We start from the raw sequence: 20,744 nt of genomic DNA on the forward strand, positions 1-20,744 counted from the left end.
ACGATGATAAATATAGATAGAGTTATCGCTGGATACGATCCAGAAAAGATATCTGTAGCTACTTTAGCAAGTCATTCATCTCTACAGATTCTTCATGGAGCCAAGCTAGAGAAGCTCTCGAGTGTTTTAATATGTACTAAAGATAGACTATGGTTCTACAACAACTTTAAGCATCTTATTGACCACGTTATTGTTGTTGAGAGTTGGAGAGATCTCTGTAATGATGAAGTTGTTCTTCAACTCAGAAGTAGGAATAGTGTTTTGATTCCTCATGGAAGTTATGTCGAGTATGTAGGTTTAGAGTGTGCAGAATATATACCTATTCCTATATTCGGCTCTAGATATCTGTTTTCAATTGAAGCTAATCAACATAAAAAAATGGCTTTACTTAAGAAAGCAGGTATACCTATTCCAGAAATATTTAATCTAGGGGATGAAATAACGAAACCAGTCATGGTTAAGCTTCCAGGTGCTAAAGGTGGTAGAGGATACTTTATAGCCATGTCTAAAGATAAAATAATTGAAAAAATTAATGAGTACATGAAGAAAGGAATTGTGAAGAATCTTGATGAGATTATAATCCAGGAATACATTGTTGGAGTAACAGCTTATTATCACTACTTCTATAGCCCTATACTAGATCGTGTTGAGATTCTAGGAGCTGATATAAGATACGAATCAGATATAGATGGTATCAAGAGGATACCTCCAAACATATCGATACATATAGATCTAGAGCCAACGTTTACTGTAGTAGGTAATATACCTCTTGTACTTAGAGAAAGCCTCTTACCAAAAGTGCTTGAATATGGTATAAAATTTGTTGAAGCCGCTAAAAGTTTCGTACCTTCGGGTATTATAGGGCCTTTCTGCCTCGAGAGCATTATAGATAGAGATATGAATATAAAGGTGTTCGAATTCTCAGGTAGAATAGTGGCTGGCACCAATCTCTACATAGATGGTAGCCCCTACTCGTATCTCTATTGGAATGAACCTATGAGTACAGGTAGAAGAATTTCAAGAGAGTTGAGAATGGCTATAGAGAGGAACGTTCTTCAAAAAGTTCTAACGTAATTGCTACTTACCGGCTATAGCTACATTTTTAGAGCATATAGCAGGTACCAGCATGTTTCCAACAAGCTCTATGTCTCTTGAAACTGCCACGAGGTCTCTATCGAGAAGGTTATGTATGTTTCCAGAGATTGTTACACCTTTAACTCCATGCAATGGTGTACCATTTTTGAAATATACTGCGTTCACTACTGTTGCACCTAGATTACCGTTTACAGAATTAGAGAGCCATTCACCTATTGTAGCATACACAACTATAGCTTCTTTGAGATCATTAACGATATTTTCTATTGATGAGGTACCTGGGAGGAGTATAATGTTTGTTGCATCTGGTATAGGTGGTGATGCTAGTCCATGTCTAACAGCATTTCCTGTAGATTCCTGGTTATCTATGTAGGCTGTATAGGTGTCATATAGATACGTTAGTAACACACCTTTATCAATAACAGTTTTTCTCTTCATTGTCACACCTTCATCGTCAAACGGTGCAGAACGTATCATATTTGGTGCAACACCATCATCTATAATAGTTATCTCTTCTGATAGAACTTGGCTAAACAACTTCTTGGCTAGTGGTGATCTATTCTTCTGAACCTGATCTGCTCTTAAGGCTGGTACTATAAGTGTCCTAAGAATTGAAGCTAGCACCTGAGGCATAAAGATAACGTTATAGCTACCCGTATCTATAGGTTTTGACCTAATGGTTGATACTGCTACTTCTACAGCATTCTTTATAAACTCATTCATATCGAATTCTCTTAATGTTGGAGCTATATAGTAGCTATGGTAAGAACTCTCGTAACCGTTTTCTACAGCCTTCACATCTATTGCGAAATAAAACGATGTTTTATCATAAGATAAAGGTTTCTCATAACTATTACCTATCCATTTACGTATGTACGATAATTCAACCTCAGCTAAAGTTGTATATGCTCTTGCATCTACCTCTTTAGGTAACTCTATAGCTCTCCTCAATAGCTCTATTGAGCTGGTTTCATCCATGTGTCTAACCCTTTCATCAACTATATCACATACTTGTGTATATCCATAGTCTCTCGTTAAAGAAACCCACTGAGGATCTTCAGGTACTATCTTTGCTATGGATATCGCTTTCTCGATTAAGTTATCTAGATCATTTTCAGTAGAGATAATAGCTCCTTGGACTGTAACCTTTTTGCCTATAGCTATCCTTACATCAGCTGTCAGAGTACTACCTCTCCGGATACCCTCAAAACCCTTCATTGTTGTTGAAAGAGCTGTAGAATACTCATCAACAACATATATCTCTACTTCAGATGCACCAAGTCCTTCTGCTCTTCTTATACCTTTCTCAATAATCCTCTCTACATCGATCATCTTGCTCCCACCACCAGCTTCTTAACCCTTATATGTGGACCTCCAAAACCTACGTGAACTGATTGACCATTTTTACCACATCCACCAAATACCGAGGTCTCTATCTTTAGATCTTTACTCACTATCTCGACATCCTTAAGCACATCCAGAATATTTCCACTAACTATGGCATTTCTAACAAGTTCCGATACCTCACCGTTCCTGATAGTATATGATGGTCCTACACCAAACGTAAATGTACCTACACTAGGATTAACCTGTCCTCCTCCAGCGCTTCTTCCTTTCAAATATATCCCGTATTTTATACCTTCGAAGAGCTCATCTATATCTGCATTACCAGGAAGCATGTACAAATTTGTTTGTCTAACTAGAGGGTAGTAGGATACATCTTGAGCTCTAGCATTGCCTGTAGTCGTATAGCCTAGCTTTTTAGCTGTTAAAATGCTATGGAGGTAATTGATAAGGATACCGTTCTTTACTATATATGTTTTTTCTTTAGCAAAACCCTCATCATCGTATGGAACAGGATATCCTCCTGGAACAACACCTTCATCTACTATAGATACATTCTCGTTTGCTACTACCTCGCCTACCCTATCCTTAAGTACAGACATATTGGCGTAGACCACATCTCCTTCAGAAGCGTGTCCAAATGCTTCATGCAGGAGAAGCCCTATGAGATCGTTATCTATAACAACGGTATATACACCAGGTTTTACTGCAGGAGCTTGCGCTGTTTTTACTGCAAGATTGTTTATCTCGGTAATGAAGTTATACCAATCGTATTTCTCTATATATTCATATCCGCCTATGAATGTTTTTTGGTCGGAGACTCTTTCAACTGTATCGACATGTTTAGCTACAACAGTATGAGAAATACCTACAGCTACTACCTCTACATCAACTTTAGCACCAAAACTAGATACAGTAATCCTTCTATCTCTTTCAAAACCATATCTCGTTATAGCAGAAACTATACCCTCTACACTCAGGGACTCCCTATTCAGTTTCTCTAAAAGAGATATCTTTTGTTCTATATCTGCATCCAACGGATTTATATTATATGGAACTCTATATACATCTTTCTTAGTAGTCATGCTCTTTAATTCACAAGTTTCTAGCGATTCTCTATACAAATTCCTAGCAAAAGATACTGCCTCATCTACAACTCTCAGAATACTTTCTCTATCAAATCTCGTTGTGTATCCATAGCCTATAGAACCTCCCATATATACAGCTATGCCTATACCGCTAACCCTAGAAAATGAACAAACCTTCAACTTTCCATTATCAAATACAACACCTTCAGTAACTTTCTCATGGATTCTAACAACAGCCTCTTGAACACCCCTACCAAGAACTTCATTAAGAATCTCTTCAGCTAATTCATACCCTATCTCATTCACCAGTTTAACCACCTACACTAACTAGATCTAGACCCTAAAGTTAATCAATTTTCGATATTTTCTCTATACTTCTTTAACCTATCCAGATATTCTTCAATAGAATCTATAAGCGCCTTCATTAGCCTACTCTTTACTTCATACATATATATCTTCTCCACAAGACTTATGGTAGTTCCTCTAGGAGTTATAACAGAATCTCTAACTGAGCTAAGGTCTCTATATTCACAAAGTTTCCCAACGCCTTGAAAAACCGATAATGTGGCTCTCTTAGCGATACCATAGGGTACACCAGCCTTTAGTGCAGCTAGTATGAATGCATCAATAAGTTCAACAACTATTGCAGGCGTAGATGCAGAGACTATTGTAAGTAGATCTAATAATTCCTCGTTAACCCATACAGTATCACCAACAATTTTAAACAGTTTCTCGACAGTATCGTTTATTCTATCGCTAGGAGCTAAAGCTATGAAACCTTTATTGACTTCCACAGCTATATTAGGCATAGCTCTATAGACATTCACGTGTTTCAGATGTTTCTCTAAAACCTTAAGGGGGACGAAGGCAGCTACAGATACAACGATCTTGTTTTTGTCAACTGTTTGAGGAAATGTTTTGATAACGTTTACAACATCTTGTGGTTTAACAGCAATGATAATTACGGTAGAACTCATATATACATCTACAGCACTACTACATATGTTTACACCTAAGGTTCTCACACCTTCTAGAGCTTCTCTAGACAAATCATACACATTTACACTACCTGGATCTATACCGCCACGGATTATCCCTTTTATGAGAGCTGTACCAAGTCTTCCTATACCGATAATCCCTATGTTCATGTACACCCCTAGAAAGGTTTAAAGAATTAAACAGATTTATCTTTTTGTATGGTATATACTCTGCAAGATGATGTAAGCTAGATATGCTGAGTTAATGATGTACGGTTTCTGGGCTGAACTAATCAATAATACCATGTATCGAAGTACATCGGTTCATCTAGATACACATTCTCTAGATAAGCTCTACATACGCTCTTGAAGTAGCACATTTCACATAAAGGTTTAACTTTAATGCATATTGATCTACCTAGATTCCATAGAATATCATCGAGATGGAATGGATCTACATTAGAGTATTCAGATAAGTATCTGTAGGCCTCTCTCACATTATACCTTATGACTATATCTTCCTCTCTCTCGATGGGTATCATGTTCTGTATCTTTTCGATGTATCTTTTCTCAAGATCTACTATACCTAATCTAATGGCTATCCGCGTTAAATGATTGTCTACAGCTACCCTCTTATTACACACATCGACTATATTGAGGATACCTCTATAACTGAGGAATTTAGCTAAAAGCATCCCCTTCTTCTCGACAGGATCCTGATATGCTTTGAATATCTTGAGGAGCTCTAGAAATCCATCACCATCTTCTTTTCTTAACCGATTTTCAGAAACAATAAGCAGATTTACAGGATCTCCATCAAATAACTTCAACATCTTTAGACCTAGATCCTGTAAAAGCAGGGATCTCACATCTGGGTCGGGGGGAGTAGCACTTCCTATAGTTAGCCATGACACTATATCTCGAGGCTCTATCTTGACCAGATTTCTGGGATCAAAAAATTCAAGTTTTTCGTTATACATCTTCATTCCTAGTCTATAGAGGAGATCTGCTCCATGAAGCTCTTCACCATATATAAAAGCTCTATATTGTTTACCAGGTCTACTAAGTCTATGATCCATAGCCACCATAACTATGAAATACATAAGCACTTTATCTAAAGACTCATTTTTGTTGGGATAGAATCTAGTGTCGTATAAATCCATAGGCTTTATATCTACAGATGTTAATGCTTTTGACACATTTCGAATTTTCTCTAAGTCTATAAGGGGCATCACAATCACATCTCAGTAACCATAACACATTCTGACTGCTCTATAAACCTGGCTATAAATGATAAACGAAATGTTACCTATATTGCATTCTAGTCAGAATCTCTATGTTACCATAGTTAAGTTTCAGTAATCCTACTGGTTGTACTGCGAAAATTGCGTGGAGTGAAGCTTTTGCAGTCTAAGACTTTCCTTCCTAGCAGTAGCAGAAAAGCTTATATATACACCACATTGTGGAGCTGAAGAACTGCTTGCTACTGCCTGTATACTATAATTGGTGGAAGTGTGGAGCTAATACTACAAGAATCTACATGTAGATCCACGAGAGATCTCAGTAATGGGATCAAGGAACGTACTAGAGATAGCGAAGCTATTGATGTTGTAGCTCTGTGTATTAATAGTTCTCTATATGAGATTAGAATAAGGTTTTTTGGCTTAATTTACATAGACGAGATATTGAATGTACATAGATCTATTGTTGAATTTGCTAAAAAGAATGGCTATAGGATACATAGTTCTAGAATAGAATCTCCATCGATGTTGGAACTCGTGTATAGCTTAAAGGGTGATTCACCATGAGCCTAGATAATGAGTTGCATTACACGATTCAGCAAACAATAGATATAGAAGATTTACTGAACACGAGAATAAACATGTTGAGGGAACTCGATGCTGTAATAGATTTTGCTCGTGGTGGATTACAGCTAAATATAATAATGGAACTAGGCAGAAATGATGATGGTTACACGGTCAAGGATATTGCGAGAATCCTTAATGAGAGACCTAAAGCAGTTCTAGACGCTATGAGGAAGCTTGTGGTTAAAGGTCTTGTGGTTAAAGATGACAAGAATGGATATGACTTGTATAGATTATCGGAGAAAGGTATGGAATTCTATGGAAGGCTTGCCAAAATGCTGGGATTTATTGAATACTATAAAGGAGAACGAGTAAGTAAGGCTCAGATAAAGGCTATGGTTCTAGACATAGCATCAGATTTAGTTAAGTACCACCACATAGCGGATGTTGTAATAACTATAGCTACAAGTAAGAACCAAGAAGCATCTATAAGGACTATTGCTGAAGGAATGAAACTTAGTGTTGATAGAGCAAAAACATATCTAGAAATGTATTCAGAAAGCAGAAGTCCCCTCCGTTTATTTAAGAAAGTAGAGAAGAAGAGATCGAAGGTTATAGAGACTTTCGTGGAGATCATGAATCCCTTGCTAAACAAAATCGGTATAAAGATTCTGAACAATAATCATACATATAGATTAACAAAAGAGGGATTAATGGTATTCTATAGACATCCATACTACGTCAAGTTCAAAAACAATCTCTTAACACAAATAGGTTCAACAATATTTGGAACACTACATCCGAGAGTTGTCATAAAGAGAGCAACATTAATGGTCATGATAGTCACCGCTTTAGCGCTACTTCTTTCACTTGCATTACCAAGTATTACACCCTTTGTTCTAGGAGCATGCATAATAATTTCAACAACAATACTGACGATAGCAAGCATTACCGTCTAGATAGAATCTCGATACAGAGTTGCCAAATATTGTTAATGGGGTAACATTATGGCTATATCAGCTAAATTAGAAAGCGACAACAGAAGTTATTCTACTCTACAACTTATCTTAGTGCTTATTGAAGGATTTACGCTAGCCCTGGTAGGGGGCATATTATCTTTTCTTAGTTTATCTCTTCCAGATCTCTACACATTTATTGTGTTTATCTTATTAGCGTTTTTTATGTTCTTTATAGGATTTCACATCATCTTTGTAACCCTCGTAGCAATTATACGAAGAGTGAGGTGAGATTCTGACTATCGAACTATTAGATCAAGAGAATGATGCTAAGGTGTCTAGAGACAATTCAGTTAATAGAAAATGGATCTGCGAATGTCCCATATGCAGGGTATTTGTTTATCCTATCCTCAAATTAAAGGAAATGAGCTCTAAAGAAGAGGTCAAGTCTGAAGAGATAGAAGAGCCTAGCTCACCGAAACCAGTATCATTAGAGATAGAGACAGAAAAAATCTCACCTTCTATACCTTCAATTAATTTAGAGAAACTGAGCGAAAGTATAATATCTCAACTATCTTCTACTATAGAAAGTAAGTTGGGAAATATTAACCAACGTATAGATATGATAGAAAACGAGGTAAAGAATGTACAAGAGAATTTCGCAAAAAGCCTAGATGATGTAAGAAATGCTTTAGTAGATGTAAGAGCAGCACTTGCTGAATTCATGAATCCATTCAATGTGTTAAAATCCTCCACCACTATTCAAAATAAGACCGATAGATCAGAGATTAAAAAAGAATTTCTATCACTTTTTGAGAAGCTACTCTATCGAGGAGGAAATAGTATAGCAACAGATGCTGGTGAACAAGCTAAGGGGTCAACAGCTGTATCTAAGGATATAGATATAACGAATATAGCTGAAGCTGTACCTAGTCTAGGTATAGAATTCAGTAAAGGTGTTAAGAGGCTGGGTCTCGGGGGAATCATAAAGCTTATGAAATGGATAGATGATATGATTGACAGAGTTCCTAGAGATGTTATTGAGGAGTTGTCGAAATTTATAGCCAATATAGGTATAATTACTGAAGAAGAGAAGAACGTACTCATAGCTATAATAGATTTTGTGTACAATGCTAGAAAGATCGGTGTAAAGGTCAATGAACAGATAGTGTACATATACACATTAGCCAAAATCTTTGGTATAAATGATAGTGAAGCAGATGCAGAGATCCTCAAGATGGCTATGAATAACGATAAAATGGGTGGTCCATTAACGTAGGTGGTTCTATGGTTTCTGAAACCATAAGCGTCTCTATAATAGTTGTAGCAGGTATAATAATAGCATCAGCTATAGCAACAACACTCTTGGTGCAGATGAACACCATAGATAGTGTTGTGAAACTTTCCCTAAGGAATACTAGAGAACGATTAGAGACATCGATAAAGATAGTTAGTGTTGCATTAAACGTAAGTAGAAACGATAGCGGTAGATACTTTATTCTATATATGAAGAATATAGGTAATAGAGATATATCTCTAAATAATGTCAACTTAATTGACATCTATATAGATGATGGATCTACACAGAGACTATATAGATACAATAGAACTTGTGATATTGGTTGTTGGAACTATACGGAGGTTATTGTAGATGGTATTTGGAGTAAAGGGGAAACACTCATCATTAAGCTCTACAATGGGACTCAGTACAAGGTGCCATTGAATGTAAAGGTAGTTCTACCTAACAGTATTGGTGATGAGTATGTTTACTCAGGCTAAAGATCTCACTAAAGGTGTTGTTGATGCAATTTCAGCTACCGTAGTAGGGTTTACAATACTAATTCTAACATTGTTTAGTGTGTACACAGTACTGATGACGGTATCCTCTCTACACCGAGATGTAGCTAGAGAACAGCATAAAATAGAGATAAGAATAACAAGTGCTAAAGCATATGCGAATGGCACAGTATACATAAACATAACGAACTATGGTCCTATAGCGCTAGAGGATGTGAGGAAGATAGAAATTATAGCTACAGTTACTGCGAATGATCTACATGCATCATACTTGGCGGTATACGGTAGTACTTTGTATACGGGTTACTGGAGCATATGCGGTAGATATGTTGGGAATATCCGATATGATGTAGTTAATAATTATGCTCTAAGACCTGGCGAATCTTTGTGCATCAAGGCAGTATATCCTCTTCTACCTTTAGATGCATATGTTTCTTTAGTTGTCTATACATCTAGAGGAGAGAAAGCAGAGTTCGTAGTTATCGTTGGTGATGAATATGGTTAGAGAAAACAAGGTTCTCGCAATTTCAACAAGTAACGAAGAACTGGACAACAGGCTTGGAGGAGGTATACCGATACCATCACTCATACTCATCGAAGGTGACCATGGCACTGGTAAAAGCGTTCTAGCTCAGCAAATAACATATGGAGCTCTGAGAAACAACATGAATGTCTACTACATCACAACAGAAAACACAGTTAAAGATTTTCTACTTCAAACAAAAAGACTAAGTATGGATATGACAAGCTTCTTCTTCAAAGGTAAGCTAAAGATATTTCCCGTCCATATAGAGGGTGCTAAATGGGCTAAGCGTGTAGCTAAATACCTCCTAGATATCGTTGGAGAATTTATGCTTAGAACTGTAGACTACTGGGACCTAATGGTTATAGACTCTTTTTCTGTTTTAGCAGTATATGCCTCTATAAACGATGTACTAGACTTCATATCCCGAGCCAAGAACATTACCTCGCGAGGAAAGGTTACGGTATTCGTGGTTCATCCAGAAGCATTAACAGATGACATAATGATTAGATTGAGAAGCGAATGTGATGGATACATAAGGTTGAAGCCCTACAGCGTAGGAGGAATGATCATCAAGGTTATGGAGGTTGTGAAACTTAGAGGTGCTTTAGGACCTGTGGACAGTATGATAGCATTTGATGTAGATCCTGCCTTTGGTATCAAGATCATACCGATATCTCTTGCAAAAGCATGACATGGTGATTAAGTCTTGTCTCTACAAACAGTAACAATTAGTGAGAAAGTTAAAGACGCTTTAAAGAAAGCACCTTATGTTGTACGATACATCAAAAATATTGAAAAGAGTATAGGTTTCCCCAATATTCTTGATGTCTCTGAACTTAGTTACGATTTAAAGAAGCTACGAAATGTGAATCTGATGTACCATATAGGTGAAGGGATCTTTATACATATCTATATGCCTCCTCAAGGAACTGTTAGCGGATACAGAAAATATGTTGTTATTGAGCCACCTTCTCCTCACCCAAGATTGCTGGAGTCAATCGAGATAAGGCTTGCCGATGTTATAACCGAGAAAGATAATGTTGAAGATATTGAAGAAAGGAAAAAACTCATATTATCAAAACTAGACAGCATTATAAGAATCGTTGATACACCAGTAAATTACGGTTCATTAAAAAGTGGTACAAAGACTATTCAAGTCTATAGAGCAGATTACGAATACCTTAGGTACCATATCGCGAAAGATAAAATAGGTCTAGGTGTTCTCGAACCATTCATAAAGGATATCTGGATAGAAGATATAACCTGTAGAGGTATGGGCTTCATATACCTTTTCCACAAAATCTTTGGTCCTCTCGAAACCAATATAGAGTTCAAAACTACTGAAGAACTTGATTCTTTCGTAATTAAACTTGCTGAAAGAATAGGGAAACCTGTATCTCATGCAAGACCAATAGTTGATGCAACTCTTCCAGATGGTTCAAGAATAAATATTGTCTATGGAGGGGATGTGAGTCTCCATGGGAGTAATTTCACGATTAGGAAATTCAGTAAAATACCCATAAGTGTAACTCAATTAATAGCATGGAACACACTAGATGTAAAGATTGCTGCTTATCTATGGATGCTCCTCAACAATAGTATGAGCGGCTTCATATGTGGTGAAACAGCTTCAGGAAAAACCACATTACTCAACGCTATATCAGCTTTCATTCCACCGACGTACAAAGTTGTATCTATAGAGGATACAGCAGAAGTACAGCTACCTCATCTCAATTGGGTAAGAGAATTAACTAGAGATACAGGTTCTAAAGAGTCTTCAGTAACAATGTTTGATCTACTTAGAGCTGCTTTAAGACAGAGACCCAACTACATAATTGTTGGCGAGATTAGAGGAGTAGAAGCAGCTATAGCTTTTCAAGCTATGCAGACGGGTCATCCAGTACTATCAACATTTCATGCAGCAAGTGTTGAAAGAGTTGTTCAAAGATTAACAGGTGAGCCGATCAAGATCCCCAAGAGCTTTATGGATAATCTGAACTTTGTTACAATACAGTCAGCTGTATGGAGAGGCGGGATAATGCTTAGGAGAGTTATTAGTGTTAACGAGATTATTGGTTACGATCCTGAGGTAGACTCGATAATCTATGTACCTGTATTCACGTGGGATCCTGTTAGAGATGTTTTTGTATTTAGAGGTGAGGGTGCAAGTTATCTTTTGGAGAACAAGATAGCGGTAATGCGCGGTATCTCTAGAATCAATATGAGGCAGATATACGAGGAACTAAATATGCGGGCGCGGTTCTTAGACTTAATGGTTAAGAAAAAGATATTAAATTATTTTGATGTATGGAACACCATTATAAAGACATATGAAATTGGATTGGAAACAGCTTTGAATCGTCTTGAAAGAGGTTCACTGACTTAATGTGATCAGCATGCCTTCACTAGCTAAGATTAGACCATTACTAATAACCATATCTCTTGTTGTTGTAGGGATATTCCTACCTTTTCCATATAACTTCAGTATGATAATTATATCACCTCTACCTGTTATCCTCTGGTACATCCTTATAGTATTGAGAAGAAAAGGTATAACAGCAGTAGTTGATGAAGATATGCTCTATCTTGTTACCCATATGTATGGTGTTTCTACAGGTAGACCCCCACATGAAAAGCTTTTCAATCTATACAATGTTTCTGGAACTACATATAAAACCTATACCCATATATTAGCTAGAATATCTAATCTAGCTAAACGGTGGGGTTACGGATTCGTTAATGCTGTTAAACATCAAGCCAAATACGTTACCAACGTGGTATTCAAAGACTTTTTGCTCAGGCTCTCTGAAGCTATAAATGTTGGTGAAGATCTAGAGCTGTTTCTCCAGATGGAGCAAGATACTCTAACGGCAACCTATGAAGCTGACTATACTAGGGTGCTAGAGGCTATAAAGATCCTTCTAGGTATATACACCGCCGCAATGTCCTCGTCTATATTCATTAACGTGAACCTCATACTGCTTTCTATGCTCTTTCTCGGTGATATACAAATAGTTGTGATATCATTTATAGCTTCTGTAATTATGTTGGGTCTGCTGGTATTATTGATAAGGAAGTCTTTGCCAAAACAAGATATCGTGCACGATATGCCTATAAATCTTAGGGAGAGAAAAATGTATAGGTATCTGCTAACGATATCTATAGCTCTTAGCATTGCATTAGGTACCTACATATACTATGTGTTTAGAAAGGAATGCTATGTATTGATAGCTACAGGCTTATGCCTACTTCTGCCGGGATTCATTGGCAGAAAAATAGAGAATAAGGTTAAGAATATCGAAAACTTTTTTGCGGTATTCATAAGGAGCTTGGGATTAGCCTATACGTCCTTAAGGAACTATGTAGCTTCTCTCAGAAGCATCCTTAGAACAGAATTTGGTGAACTTACAAAACCTATTCAGAGACTTTATGCAAGACTTAGAAATGGTGTGGATAGAAAAATAGCTATGTACTACTTTATTGGTGAAACAGGGAGTGAGGCTGTTAGAAAGGGTATGGACATATTCTACGATTCTGTTGAAGCAGGTGGAGATCCAGCTAAAGTAGGGCAGATGATAAGTATTTTGACTCAGAGACTCGTTAACTTGAGGAAACAGAGAGAACAGATCGCTAGAGCTTTTCAAGGAACGATCTACGTGCTTCACGTTCTTATGGTAGCTCTAACGGAATTCGTCTTCACACTAGTTATAATTCTCCATGAACTTATCTCGACTATGTCTGGAACACCTTATCAGATACTCCCCGTCACAATACTACCTCTAGATATGCTTATGTTCGTGAAAATAGGTCTTATATTCATTATAACACCGTTGAATGCTTTCGCTATGCAGTTCGCTAGAGGAGGTTTCGTGGGAGCAGCATGGCTCCACACATCGATTCTGCTGATACTTAGTGGAGCAACATTGCTTATATCCTCAACGTTCTCTCAATCGATTTTCGCTGTACTAAATATAGAGGATATAATGGTTGCCGTAGGTCCAGGCTAGAATACCCTACGGTTTTAATTCCTCATAAATATTTTCGAAAAACTGATTAATACTCTCTTCAGCTTTAGATACAAGCCTTGGAATAATTATGACAATAATAAGTATCGAAATAAATGATAAAAGTGCTCCTAATGCTACAACGTACTCGTTATCCGAGGTGAAGACCATCACTATACCTAGGATCAAAACAAAGATAAATACGATGATCATAACAATGGACGTAACTACATTATCAAGAATCATGGATATGATTCCAAGAACTTCTAACGGAGGTTGTGCAACAGCCATCAGTACTCCGGCAACAGCTAGGGTAATAGATATAGATAATGTTATCAGCACTAGGGCTCTTTTGGTTATAGTCATGATCTTATCTCTATATTAATATCCACTCTACGAGATAATTATGTATTGCTTACTCTTGCGACCTCCAGTCGCTTTACTCCGCTCAAATAATAATTTGTTGATAATATCTGATAGAGTAGTGTCTGTGATGAAGAAAATTGCATTACTAGCAACGATACTGATCTATATACTCATATTCAGCTGTATGTGTAATGTCGATATCTATGGACAGACTCTAGATGTTCCTTTGCTAGAATTTGATGGGTCTCTAGAAGCAATTATACCTCTAAGAGACGTATATTCAGCTTTATACTCAAACACTATAGCCACGTTATACATCTATAAAGGTGTGCCCAAGCTTCTTGACCTATACGATGGTGATTCATATCTAGAGGTACACTTTAAGGTAGCTATAGATGGAAGGTACCTCTGGATCCATACTAATAGTTCAGGTATAGTCTTCCATGGATATGGGGTCACATCTAGATACAAATTAAGTGGAGAAGACGATACCCAGGTCACACTTTACACAGTATCCCTATATAGATATAACTCGTTTTATTTAATGTTGTGCTTCTCTAATCCTAGACAACATCTAATAACACTAGACATCTATGCATCATCAAATCTATCTATTTCCGCCATAGCCTCAAGCTACAGCAAAGCTTTCAGTGTAGAGATCAATAACAAGTCACTGTATCTAGTTCTTCTAGATAAATCATCTGTTGATTACAGATACACAGAACAAAACATTAGTATGAATATCAGTATCAATAGATGTATGAATCTATTGATAGGTTTTGACAAAGCATTGATGTATATCGATAGACGTTCTGTATACAATCTAATAGAATTCTCTAAACAATATTTTGCAAATATGCTAAATGATTTACCTAGGATAGTCACTAAATACAAGTCTATACAGAAACTCTACACGTTTAGTATTTACATAAAAATCAATAGGTTTTCACGTATAGGCTACGCCGATTTTTCTACTAATGTAAATCCTCTTGATCTAATTTCGCTATCATATATATTCAAATTCTCTAACTTTCGATATGGATTGGTATACCTTCTTAATGGTTTTAGTCACGGTCTATACGATCTTGATGAACCAGTAATACAGTACTCATATCTGGATATCGTAATCAATCTCTATAAAGTCTATGGGCTAGCCATAGAAAGATATGTCAACGAACATTATCTAGAGAAAATATATAACGATACTATAACGCACATTGAAAATAAAGGATCTTCGCTAAATCCTGTCAGGATAGGCTTTGCATACCTCATATTAGAGAAGATGAAAGAATATTGTAGCTATACAGCATGCAGAAATTTCGAGAATATCGATAGCTACCTAGATAGTACTCGTAGATTACTTAAACCATCTTCTAGTATTGTAGAGAATGTGGATGAAAATGCGTTACTTGTTCTAGCTTTCGCATCATTATCCAATAGCTCGTGTATCTATATCGATCATTTTATAGGTAGTATCGAGAAACTGAATATTTCGGCATTACACTACAATGTATTGTCAGAACTATCCATTATTGTTTTAGCACGATGTAATAGAGTTGAGGAATCCATGATGCTTCTGAATAAATACTTCGAGTACTCTCTAAAGCAAAAATCCATATCGATAAACTCTGACTACCTTATGCTCTACGGATTTTATAGAGTAGACATAGAGTATACACACACAGAACAATACGTAGTACTAAATCCCTCAGTTCCACCACCATTAGCTAACACCTCAATCCATCTCTATATAAATAGGAAGAAAATCACTATCCACTACCTGGGATGGGGATCTACCATACTATCACTATATATTGATGTCGATAGATATCAAGACAATAAAGTACCTCTAGATAAGGTATCTACATACAGTAGAATTGTTGTAGAGCTAGATAAAAAATCTTCAGCATCATTACTTACACTTACGGTTACAGAAAAGGGGGCACCAGTGAAATTTAAACCCATAACTATTTATGCATCATTCTATAACTTTTCAACAGTACTACATACAGATGATAAAGGTGTTGTAACAGTTTCAGTACCATGTCTATCTCCTTTAACAATATATGTTGATGGTAGAAGCTACACCATCTTAATTATTAGATGTCTCTCTAGCGAGAATATCACTATAGATATCGATATGGAAGGATTAAGTCCTTTGGAGGACTCTAATAACGATACAACAACTAAACATACTCTTACTAGTATCTCTTCAATAACCTCGCATACTCATCTCTATACCTCTAACAATTACATGGAATATACGAAATCTAGTCAATCACAAGAATTGATAAATAGCGCATCGACTTTGAACACCTTGATTATTACTTTAATAATTCTAATACCTAGTAGCATAGGTATCTTATTGATAGTACATCTCAAGAGGTTGAGAAAATGAACAAGAAACTATTTCCATACATTGTTAGCTTATTCTTATTCATATCAATGATATCTAATCTCGCTTGTATAGCTATGCAAAGTGATAGAGATCAAAAAAGATCTGCGTCATTTATAATTACTGTAGATGAATGGGTCTTGGAATTTCATGTCTCTTTTCCGTGGGTATGGATAGCGGGTAGTGTTGTGGATATAGATACTGTTTTCAGAGTTCGTGAAGTGGGGAAAGGTGGTCTAACCATATACAGTTTGAGAGTTTCTACAGGAGAAATCGATGTATCTAAGTATGTTGGTATGTTTAGTCGAGTAGGAGAGGAGAAGAGTATCACACTAAGTCTACCTACGATAGATCCTCGGTACCTTTTCGATAATAAGAGTTCGACGCTAATTGATCTATATATCTATATTGGTGGATATGTAGAGAGTTATAAAGGTAGAGAGTTCTTTACAAGGAACTTTACAGTAAGAGCTATTCCTGTTAATATTTTGCCATCTGTTGTAAGATTAAGCCTATCTGTAGATAAGTATGATGCTATCTACATTATTGATGTCCAGGCATCAAATAACTATCCGAATCCTTTACACAATGTGTACCTCATGATGTATGTGAATAGCTCTCTCTATACATCGGTGTTCTACAGAATTATGTCGCCATTCAATATAACATCAACACGATTTCCTCTACCTACAGATAAGCAAGGTGTATACATAATTACGGCAGTTATAAACTATACAACATCTGAAGGGTTTGTAGGGTACTCGATAGCATCGACAAAGATATACGTAAAAGGTGTACCAAGAATAATTCTACAAATCAATACTTCTGTTACCTATGTTTTTAAACCAGTAAGGTTATATGGTTCAGCCAATCCAGTTCAAGGACTTAAACTAATCCTAGAGACCAGTATCGATGGAATTGACTGGAACAGAGTTGAAGAAATTTCAACAGATAATGAAGGAAGATTCAGCTATGTATGGATACCAAATACATCTGGTATCCATCTGTTTAGAGTAAGAAATATAGAAAGCGAATTATTGAGAGAAAGTTTAAGCAATATTGTTGCTGTATCTGTAGAGAAAGTGAAGCCATCTATATCATTTGAGTTAGACAAAGAAGCTGTTGAGGTAGGTAGACAGGTAAAGATAAGAGTAGCAATAGAACCTAAGATGAAAACACCCGTAACAATTCTATACATATCTCCAAAAGAATATAGCTGGAGAACCTACACTAACGTTACAACAGATAGTAGTGGTTTTGCTGAAACAATATTCATACCCACAACACCAGGCGAGTATAAACTTAAGGCTATAGTAAAAGAAACAAGCGAACTATATTCAGCAGAAAGCTCTATAAAAACACTCAGAGTAGAAGAAACAACTCAGCTGCAGCAAACGACAATACCACAAAAACCTAGAGAAGAACATGCTCCACAGTTTTTCGTACAAGAGTATAGGAACTATGTAGTTATTGCATTAATAATTGTTGCAGCAGTATTCTCATCACTACTCTACTTCAAACGAAGATAGTATGTAGTATCTAGACAATTAAGAATCTGCGTATTTCATAGATTAAATATGGATCTCAGGGTACACACAATATTGGTAAATGTAATGAATATATCAGGCATTTAAGTTTCTCTTAGTAACCTTCCTAATGAGTTATGGGTCATTAGATTCTACAGATGCCGTAAAAATTTTACAATATATCGTGTCAAGTTCTTCAGTAAATACGCCCAATGATGTAATTCATGATATGTAATATAGATATATCGATTATAGTGTGAGGAGATAGATTATAGCTATTATAGCTGTTACTGCAAGTGTTATAAAGATGTTATCGTCTACGGGATTTATTTCTATTCTTTCTACAATTGATGCTATACCCATAGCTAGAGAACCTATCAATCCTGAGAATACATAGCCTATAGGCATCATAACGATAGCCATGGCTATGTTCCCCACCCAGTGTTTCGTTCTATATCCAAAGACTATGTTTCTGACCAAACCTGTAACAGCATCACCAAAAGATATAGCTAGAGCAGGTAGAATGGCTATCCACGGATCTCCAGTTAAGATCCATAAAACGAATATCGATGTTCCCCAAGCTACACAGAAATTAACTTCATATATATTGTCTTCAGTTTGAAACCAGCTCGTTATCCTTCTGGATCTATGTGGTAGATATATAGCAATAGCCAATAGATATGCAAAAAACATCGGGACAAAAGGCTCGATGAATAATAGCGGTACAAGGAGTGCAACAATACCTCCACTCATCATGTGTATGATCTTTCTATTGAAGTATACAGCAACATTATGTTTTAAGCCTTTAGAGATCATAAAGTTGTAGAGATGCTTTGTAACGAAACGCACTAAAAATACTATATATATGAACAAAGGAATAGCTTTTAAAATATCGTATATCAGTTCCTCAGCTGTTACAGTAGGTAGCACCAGTATTCCCCATTCTAATGCTTCTGAAACTGCTATAGAGATATTTAAGATTTAACAACATTATTGTATACATCTATACTTATTACGTACTAGTGCATAACCGGATTAATTTAATAAGTTAATCTAATTCAATAAGCTATACCACAACAGAGATTTGTTACAACTTGATTAAATGTTTGTCTAAACGTTAACATAACGACGTATCGATAAACGGAAAATTCGACAGTATGTTAACATACCAAGAATGGCTAACAGATAGGTATTTATATCCTATGAATGATATTAGAGATATATAGTAATGATGTTGAGGCACTCATCATGTCTAAAGAGGTGATATACACAGACAAAGCACCAAAACCTGTAGGACCTTATTCGCAGGCAGTAAAGATAGGACCATGGCTATTTATCTCAGGTCAGATACCCATAGATCCCTCCACGGGTCATGTTATCGAAGGAGATATAAAGAGTCAAACACGAAGAGTTCTAGAGAATATAAAGTCGATACTTGAGGCATGCAATTATTCACTTAAGGATGTAGTCAAGGTCACAGTATATCTGACCGATTTGAGCGATCTTCAGGACTTCAATACCATTTATAGTCTCTACTTCGATAAGGAGCCACCGGCTAGAACAACAGTACAGGTGTCGGCATTACCTCGGAGCGTAAAGGTAGAAATCGATGTTATAGCATATAGAGAATAGTCAATAGTTCCTTTAGTACCACGAAACTGCAGTCTATAATAATCTAGTGATGCTCCAGATCCCTGAAAATTTCACACGTCTTGTGCCTATTCTAAGATCTATTTCACATTAAATTTAATCTAATTAACTGCTGAAAGGTATAAATAGAGGTCGACTCTTCACTGCGAACTAAATTATATTGCTTACTTATGATTGTTAGTCGCTTAAGCTTCAAAAGATAATACTGCTGTAATACATGCTACTGGTGATATTAGGAAAGGCTGATTACATTGAGAGTAATAGATGAGGAGAAACTCAATAGAACTGTACCCGGCTATAAAGCCTTTCTTAATCTCATCATTAGAAACAAGAAGGGTAGCGAGAATATGTGTGATGTTATAAAATTTGTCTCTGATACCTATAGAAACCAAGATATCGTAAAGAAACTTTTTTCAGAAAATTCAGTCAAATGTTACTAAGCTTGCTCGAAAATAGAAATCACCATCATATGGACTATGTGTTGGTCTCAGTAGTTATATGGTATTATCATCTTAGTACAACCTTGGAGATGACCTTGAATCAGAAGACCCCTCCCCAGATGATTATCTTAGCTATAATAGCCAAAAGCAAGAATGGTCTGACAATTAAGGATATCGCATCCTATTTATCGTATCTACATAAACACGGTATCGATACGGGATACCAAGTAAATGGAAAAAATGGATATGGAGTAGGTGTTTCGAAAGAAATACTACTTGATGTGAATATGTTAAAGCTCATGAACCTGGTTAAGGAAGAGAATGGAAAACTTATTGCTTCTGATAAAGCTTATATGGTGCTAAAGAAGTATGCCGAATGTGATTCGATAATCGGATCTATTCTTAACAAGCTCTAGTTAAAGTATACCTCAAAATCCTCCATACTAGTTGCCACAATATCACACTCATTAATCTTAACATCATTTACTATGGCCATGGTATCATGATATTTCAACCTATCTACTAACTTATTTATAGCATCTTCACTACCTATAGCTATAACCTCTACAAAATCATCGCTAAGATAACGAGCGTATCCTTTTACATCAAGTTTTTTGGCCTGTATATAGATATAAGCTAGATACCCTACTCCTTTAACAACACCTTTAATATATATCTTTAAACACGCCATCATGCCTCGCCATGGTGTTCTCTTTTTCTTTTTACTGCTTGATAAGGCTATTTACTCAAAATAACCTTTACGTCAAATAATATA

Annotated in this window: 20 protein-coding genes; 13 read left to right on the plus strand and 7 right to left on the minus strand. The window is 36.3% G+C overall.

Going from position 1 to position 20,744, the window contains the following annotated elements; translation table 11 throughout:
- Positions 1 to 3 precede the first annotated feature (3 nt).
- Complete coding sequence (locus QXK50_02080) at positions 4 to 1,074, plus strand: formate--phosphoribosylaminoimidazolecarboxamide ligase (GenBank protein ID MEM2007951.1); 1,071 nt, start codon at positions 4 to 6, stop codon at positions 1,072 to 1,074.
- 3 nt (positions 1,075 to 1,077) lie between these two features.
- Here the strand turns inward: QXK50_02080 and QXK50_02085 are convergent, their stop codons facing one another.
- From QXK50_02085 to QXK50_02100, 4 genes are all read right to left on the minus strand, one after another.
- The gene (locus QXK50_02085; protein MEM2007952.1) at positions 1,078 to 2,427 is read right to left on the minus strand and encodes a TldD/PmbA family protein; all 1,350 of its coding nucleotides are present in this window, start codon (positions 2,425 to 2,427) and stop codon (positions 1,078 to 1,080) included.
- Positions 2,424 to 3,833: a TldD/PmbA family protein gene (locus QXK50_02090; GenBank protein ID MEM2007953.1), complete on the minus strand. Its 1,410-nt coding sequence runs from the start codon at positions 3,831 to 3,833 to the stop codon at positions 2,424 to 2,426. Before QXK50_02090 ends, QXK50_02085 begins: the two co-directional genes overlap by 4 nt.
- Before the next feature lie 44 nt (positions 3,834 to 3,877).
- Positions 3,878 to 4,675 (minus strand): pyrroline-5-carboxylate reductase dimerization domain-containing protein, encoded by a 798-nt coding sequence (locus QXK50_02095; GenBank protein MEM2007954.1) that lies wholly within the window; start codon positions 4,673 to 4,675, stop codon positions 3,878 to 3,880.
- Between the two features lie 122 nt (positions 4,676 to 4,797).
- Positions 4,798 to 5,736, minus strand: coding sequence for an iron-sulfur cluster loop (locus QXK50_02100; protein MEM2007955.1), 939 nt, complete (start codon positions 5,734 to 5,736; stop codon positions 4,798 to 4,800).
- Between the two features lie 282 nt (positions 5,737 to 6,018).
- Here QXK50_02100 and QXK50_02105 point away from each other — a divergent pair, with 282 nt between their 5' ends.
- The 8 genes from QXK50_02105 to QXK50_02140 all read left to right on the plus strand — a co-directional run bounded on the left by QXK50_02105 (position 6,019) and on the right by QXK50_02140 (position 13,595).
- Positions 6,019 to 6,312: a hypothetical protein gene (locus QXK50_02105; protein MEM2007956.1), complete on the plus strand. Its 294-nt coding sequence runs from the start codon at positions 6,019 to 6,021 to the stop codon at positions 6,310 to 6,312.
- Positions 6,309 to 7,268 carry a hypothetical protein gene (locus QXK50_02110; protein ID MEM2007957.1) on the plus strand — a complete coding sequence of 320 codons (960 nt, stop codon included), beginning with the start codon at positions 6,309 to 6,311 and terminating at the stop codon, positions 7,266 to 7,268. Before QXK50_02105 ends, QXK50_02110 begins: the two co-directional genes overlap by 4 nt.
- A 331-nt stretch (positions 7,269 to 7,599) precedes the next feature.
- Positions 7,600 to 8,544, plus strand: a complete 945-nt coding sequence (locus tag QXK50_02115) for a hypothetical protein (GenBank protein MEM2007958.1) — start codon at positions 7,600 to 7,602, stop codon at positions 8,542 to 8,544.
- Between the two features lie 8 nt (positions 8,545 to 8,552).
- Positions 8,553 to 9,044, plus strand: a complete 492-nt coding sequence (locus tag QXK50_02120; GenBank protein MEM2007959.1) for a hypothetical protein — start codon at positions 8,553 to 8,555, stop codon at positions 9,042 to 9,044.
- Complete coding sequence (locus QXK50_02125) at positions 9,028 to 9,567, plus strand: hypothetical protein (GenBank protein ID MEM2007960.1); 540 nt, start codon at positions 9,028 to 9,030, stop codon at positions 9,565 to 9,567. The genes QXK50_02120 and QXK50_02125 overlap by 17 nt, the downstream gene beginning before the upstream one ends.
- Positions 9,560 to 10,279, plus strand: coding sequence for an ATPase domain-containing protein (locus QXK50_02130; GenBank protein ID MEM2007961.1), 720 nt, complete (start codon positions 9,560 to 9,562; stop codon positions 10,277 to 10,279). Before QXK50_02125 ends, QXK50_02130 begins: the two co-directional genes overlap by 8 nt.
- A gap of 15 nt (positions 10,280 to 10,294) precedes the next feature.
- The gene (locus QXK50_02135) at positions 10,295 to 11,974 is read left to right on the plus strand and encodes a type II/IV secretion system ATPase subunit (GenBank protein ID MEM2007962.1); all 1,680 of its coding nucleotides are present in this window, start codon (positions 10,295 to 10,297) and stop codon (positions 11,972 to 11,974) included.
- Positions 11,975 to 11,984: 10 nt separating this feature from the next.
- A complete protein-coding gene (locus QXK50_02140) occupies positions 11,985 to 13,595 on the plus strand; it encodes a type II secretion system F family protein (protein ID MEM2007963.1) in 1,611 nt (536 codons plus the stop codon).
- Between the two features lie 6 nt (positions 13,596 to 13,601).
- Here QXK50_02140 and QXK50_02145 read toward each other — a convergent pair whose 3' ends face one another.
- Positions 13,602 to 13,958, minus strand: coding sequence for a hypothetical protein (locus QXK50_02145; protein MEM2007964.1), 357 nt, complete (start codon positions 13,956 to 13,958; stop codon positions 13,602 to 13,604).
- A 127-nt stretch (positions 13,959 to 14,085) separates the two neighbouring features.
- Here QXK50_02145 and QXK50_02150 point away from each other — a divergent pair, with 127 nt between their 5' ends.
- Positions 14,086 to 16,356: a hypothetical protein gene (locus tag QXK50_02150; GenBank protein MEM2007965.1), complete on the plus strand. Its 2,271-nt coding sequence runs from the start codon at positions 14,086 to 14,088 to the stop codon at positions 16,354 to 16,356.
- A complete protein-coding gene (locus tag QXK50_02155) occupies positions 16,353 to 17,882 on the plus strand; it encodes a hypothetical protein (protein ID MEM2007966.1) in 1,530 nt (509 codons plus the stop codon). Before QXK50_02150 ends, QXK50_02155 begins: the two co-directional genes overlap by 4 nt.
- A gap of 246 nt (positions 17,883 to 18,128) precedes the next feature.
- Here the strand turns inward: QXK50_02155 and QXK50_02160 are convergent, their stop codons facing one another.
- Positions 18,129 to 18,809: a dolichol kinase gene (locus QXK50_02160; protein ID MEM2007967.1), complete on the minus strand. Its 681-nt coding sequence runs from the start codon at positions 18,807 to 18,809 to the stop codon at positions 18,129 to 18,131.
- 318 nt (positions 18,810 to 19,127) lie between these two features.
- On the opposite strand from QXK50_02160, the gene QXK50_02165 reads away from it, so the two are divergent.
- Positions 19,128 to 19,511, plus strand: a complete 384-nt coding sequence (locus QXK50_02165) for a RidA family protein (protein MEM2007968.1) — start codon at positions 19,128 to 19,130, stop codon at positions 19,509 to 19,511.
- A 553-nt stretch (positions 19,512 to 20,064) separates the two neighbouring features.
- Positions 20,065 to 20,385, plus strand: coding sequence for a hypothetical protein (locus QXK50_02170; protein MEM2007969.1), 321 nt, complete (start codon positions 20,065 to 20,067; stop codon positions 20,383 to 20,385).
- Here the strand turns inward: QXK50_02170 and QXK50_02175 are convergent.
- Positions 20,382 to 20,660 (minus strand): acylphosphatase, encoded by a 279-nt coding sequence (locus QXK50_02175; GenBank protein ID MEM2007970.1) that lies wholly within the window; start codon positions 20,658 to 20,660, stop codon positions 20,382 to 20,384. The genes QXK50_02170 and QXK50_02175 overlap by 4 nt on opposite strands.
- Positions 20,661 to 20,744 lie beyond the last annotated feature (84 nt).

This window comes from Ignisphaera sp. (genome assembly GCA_038831005.1).
In the GTDB taxonomy this organism is placed as follows: Archaea; Thermoproteota; Thermoprotei_A; order Sulfolobales; family Ignisphaeraceae; genus Ignisphaera.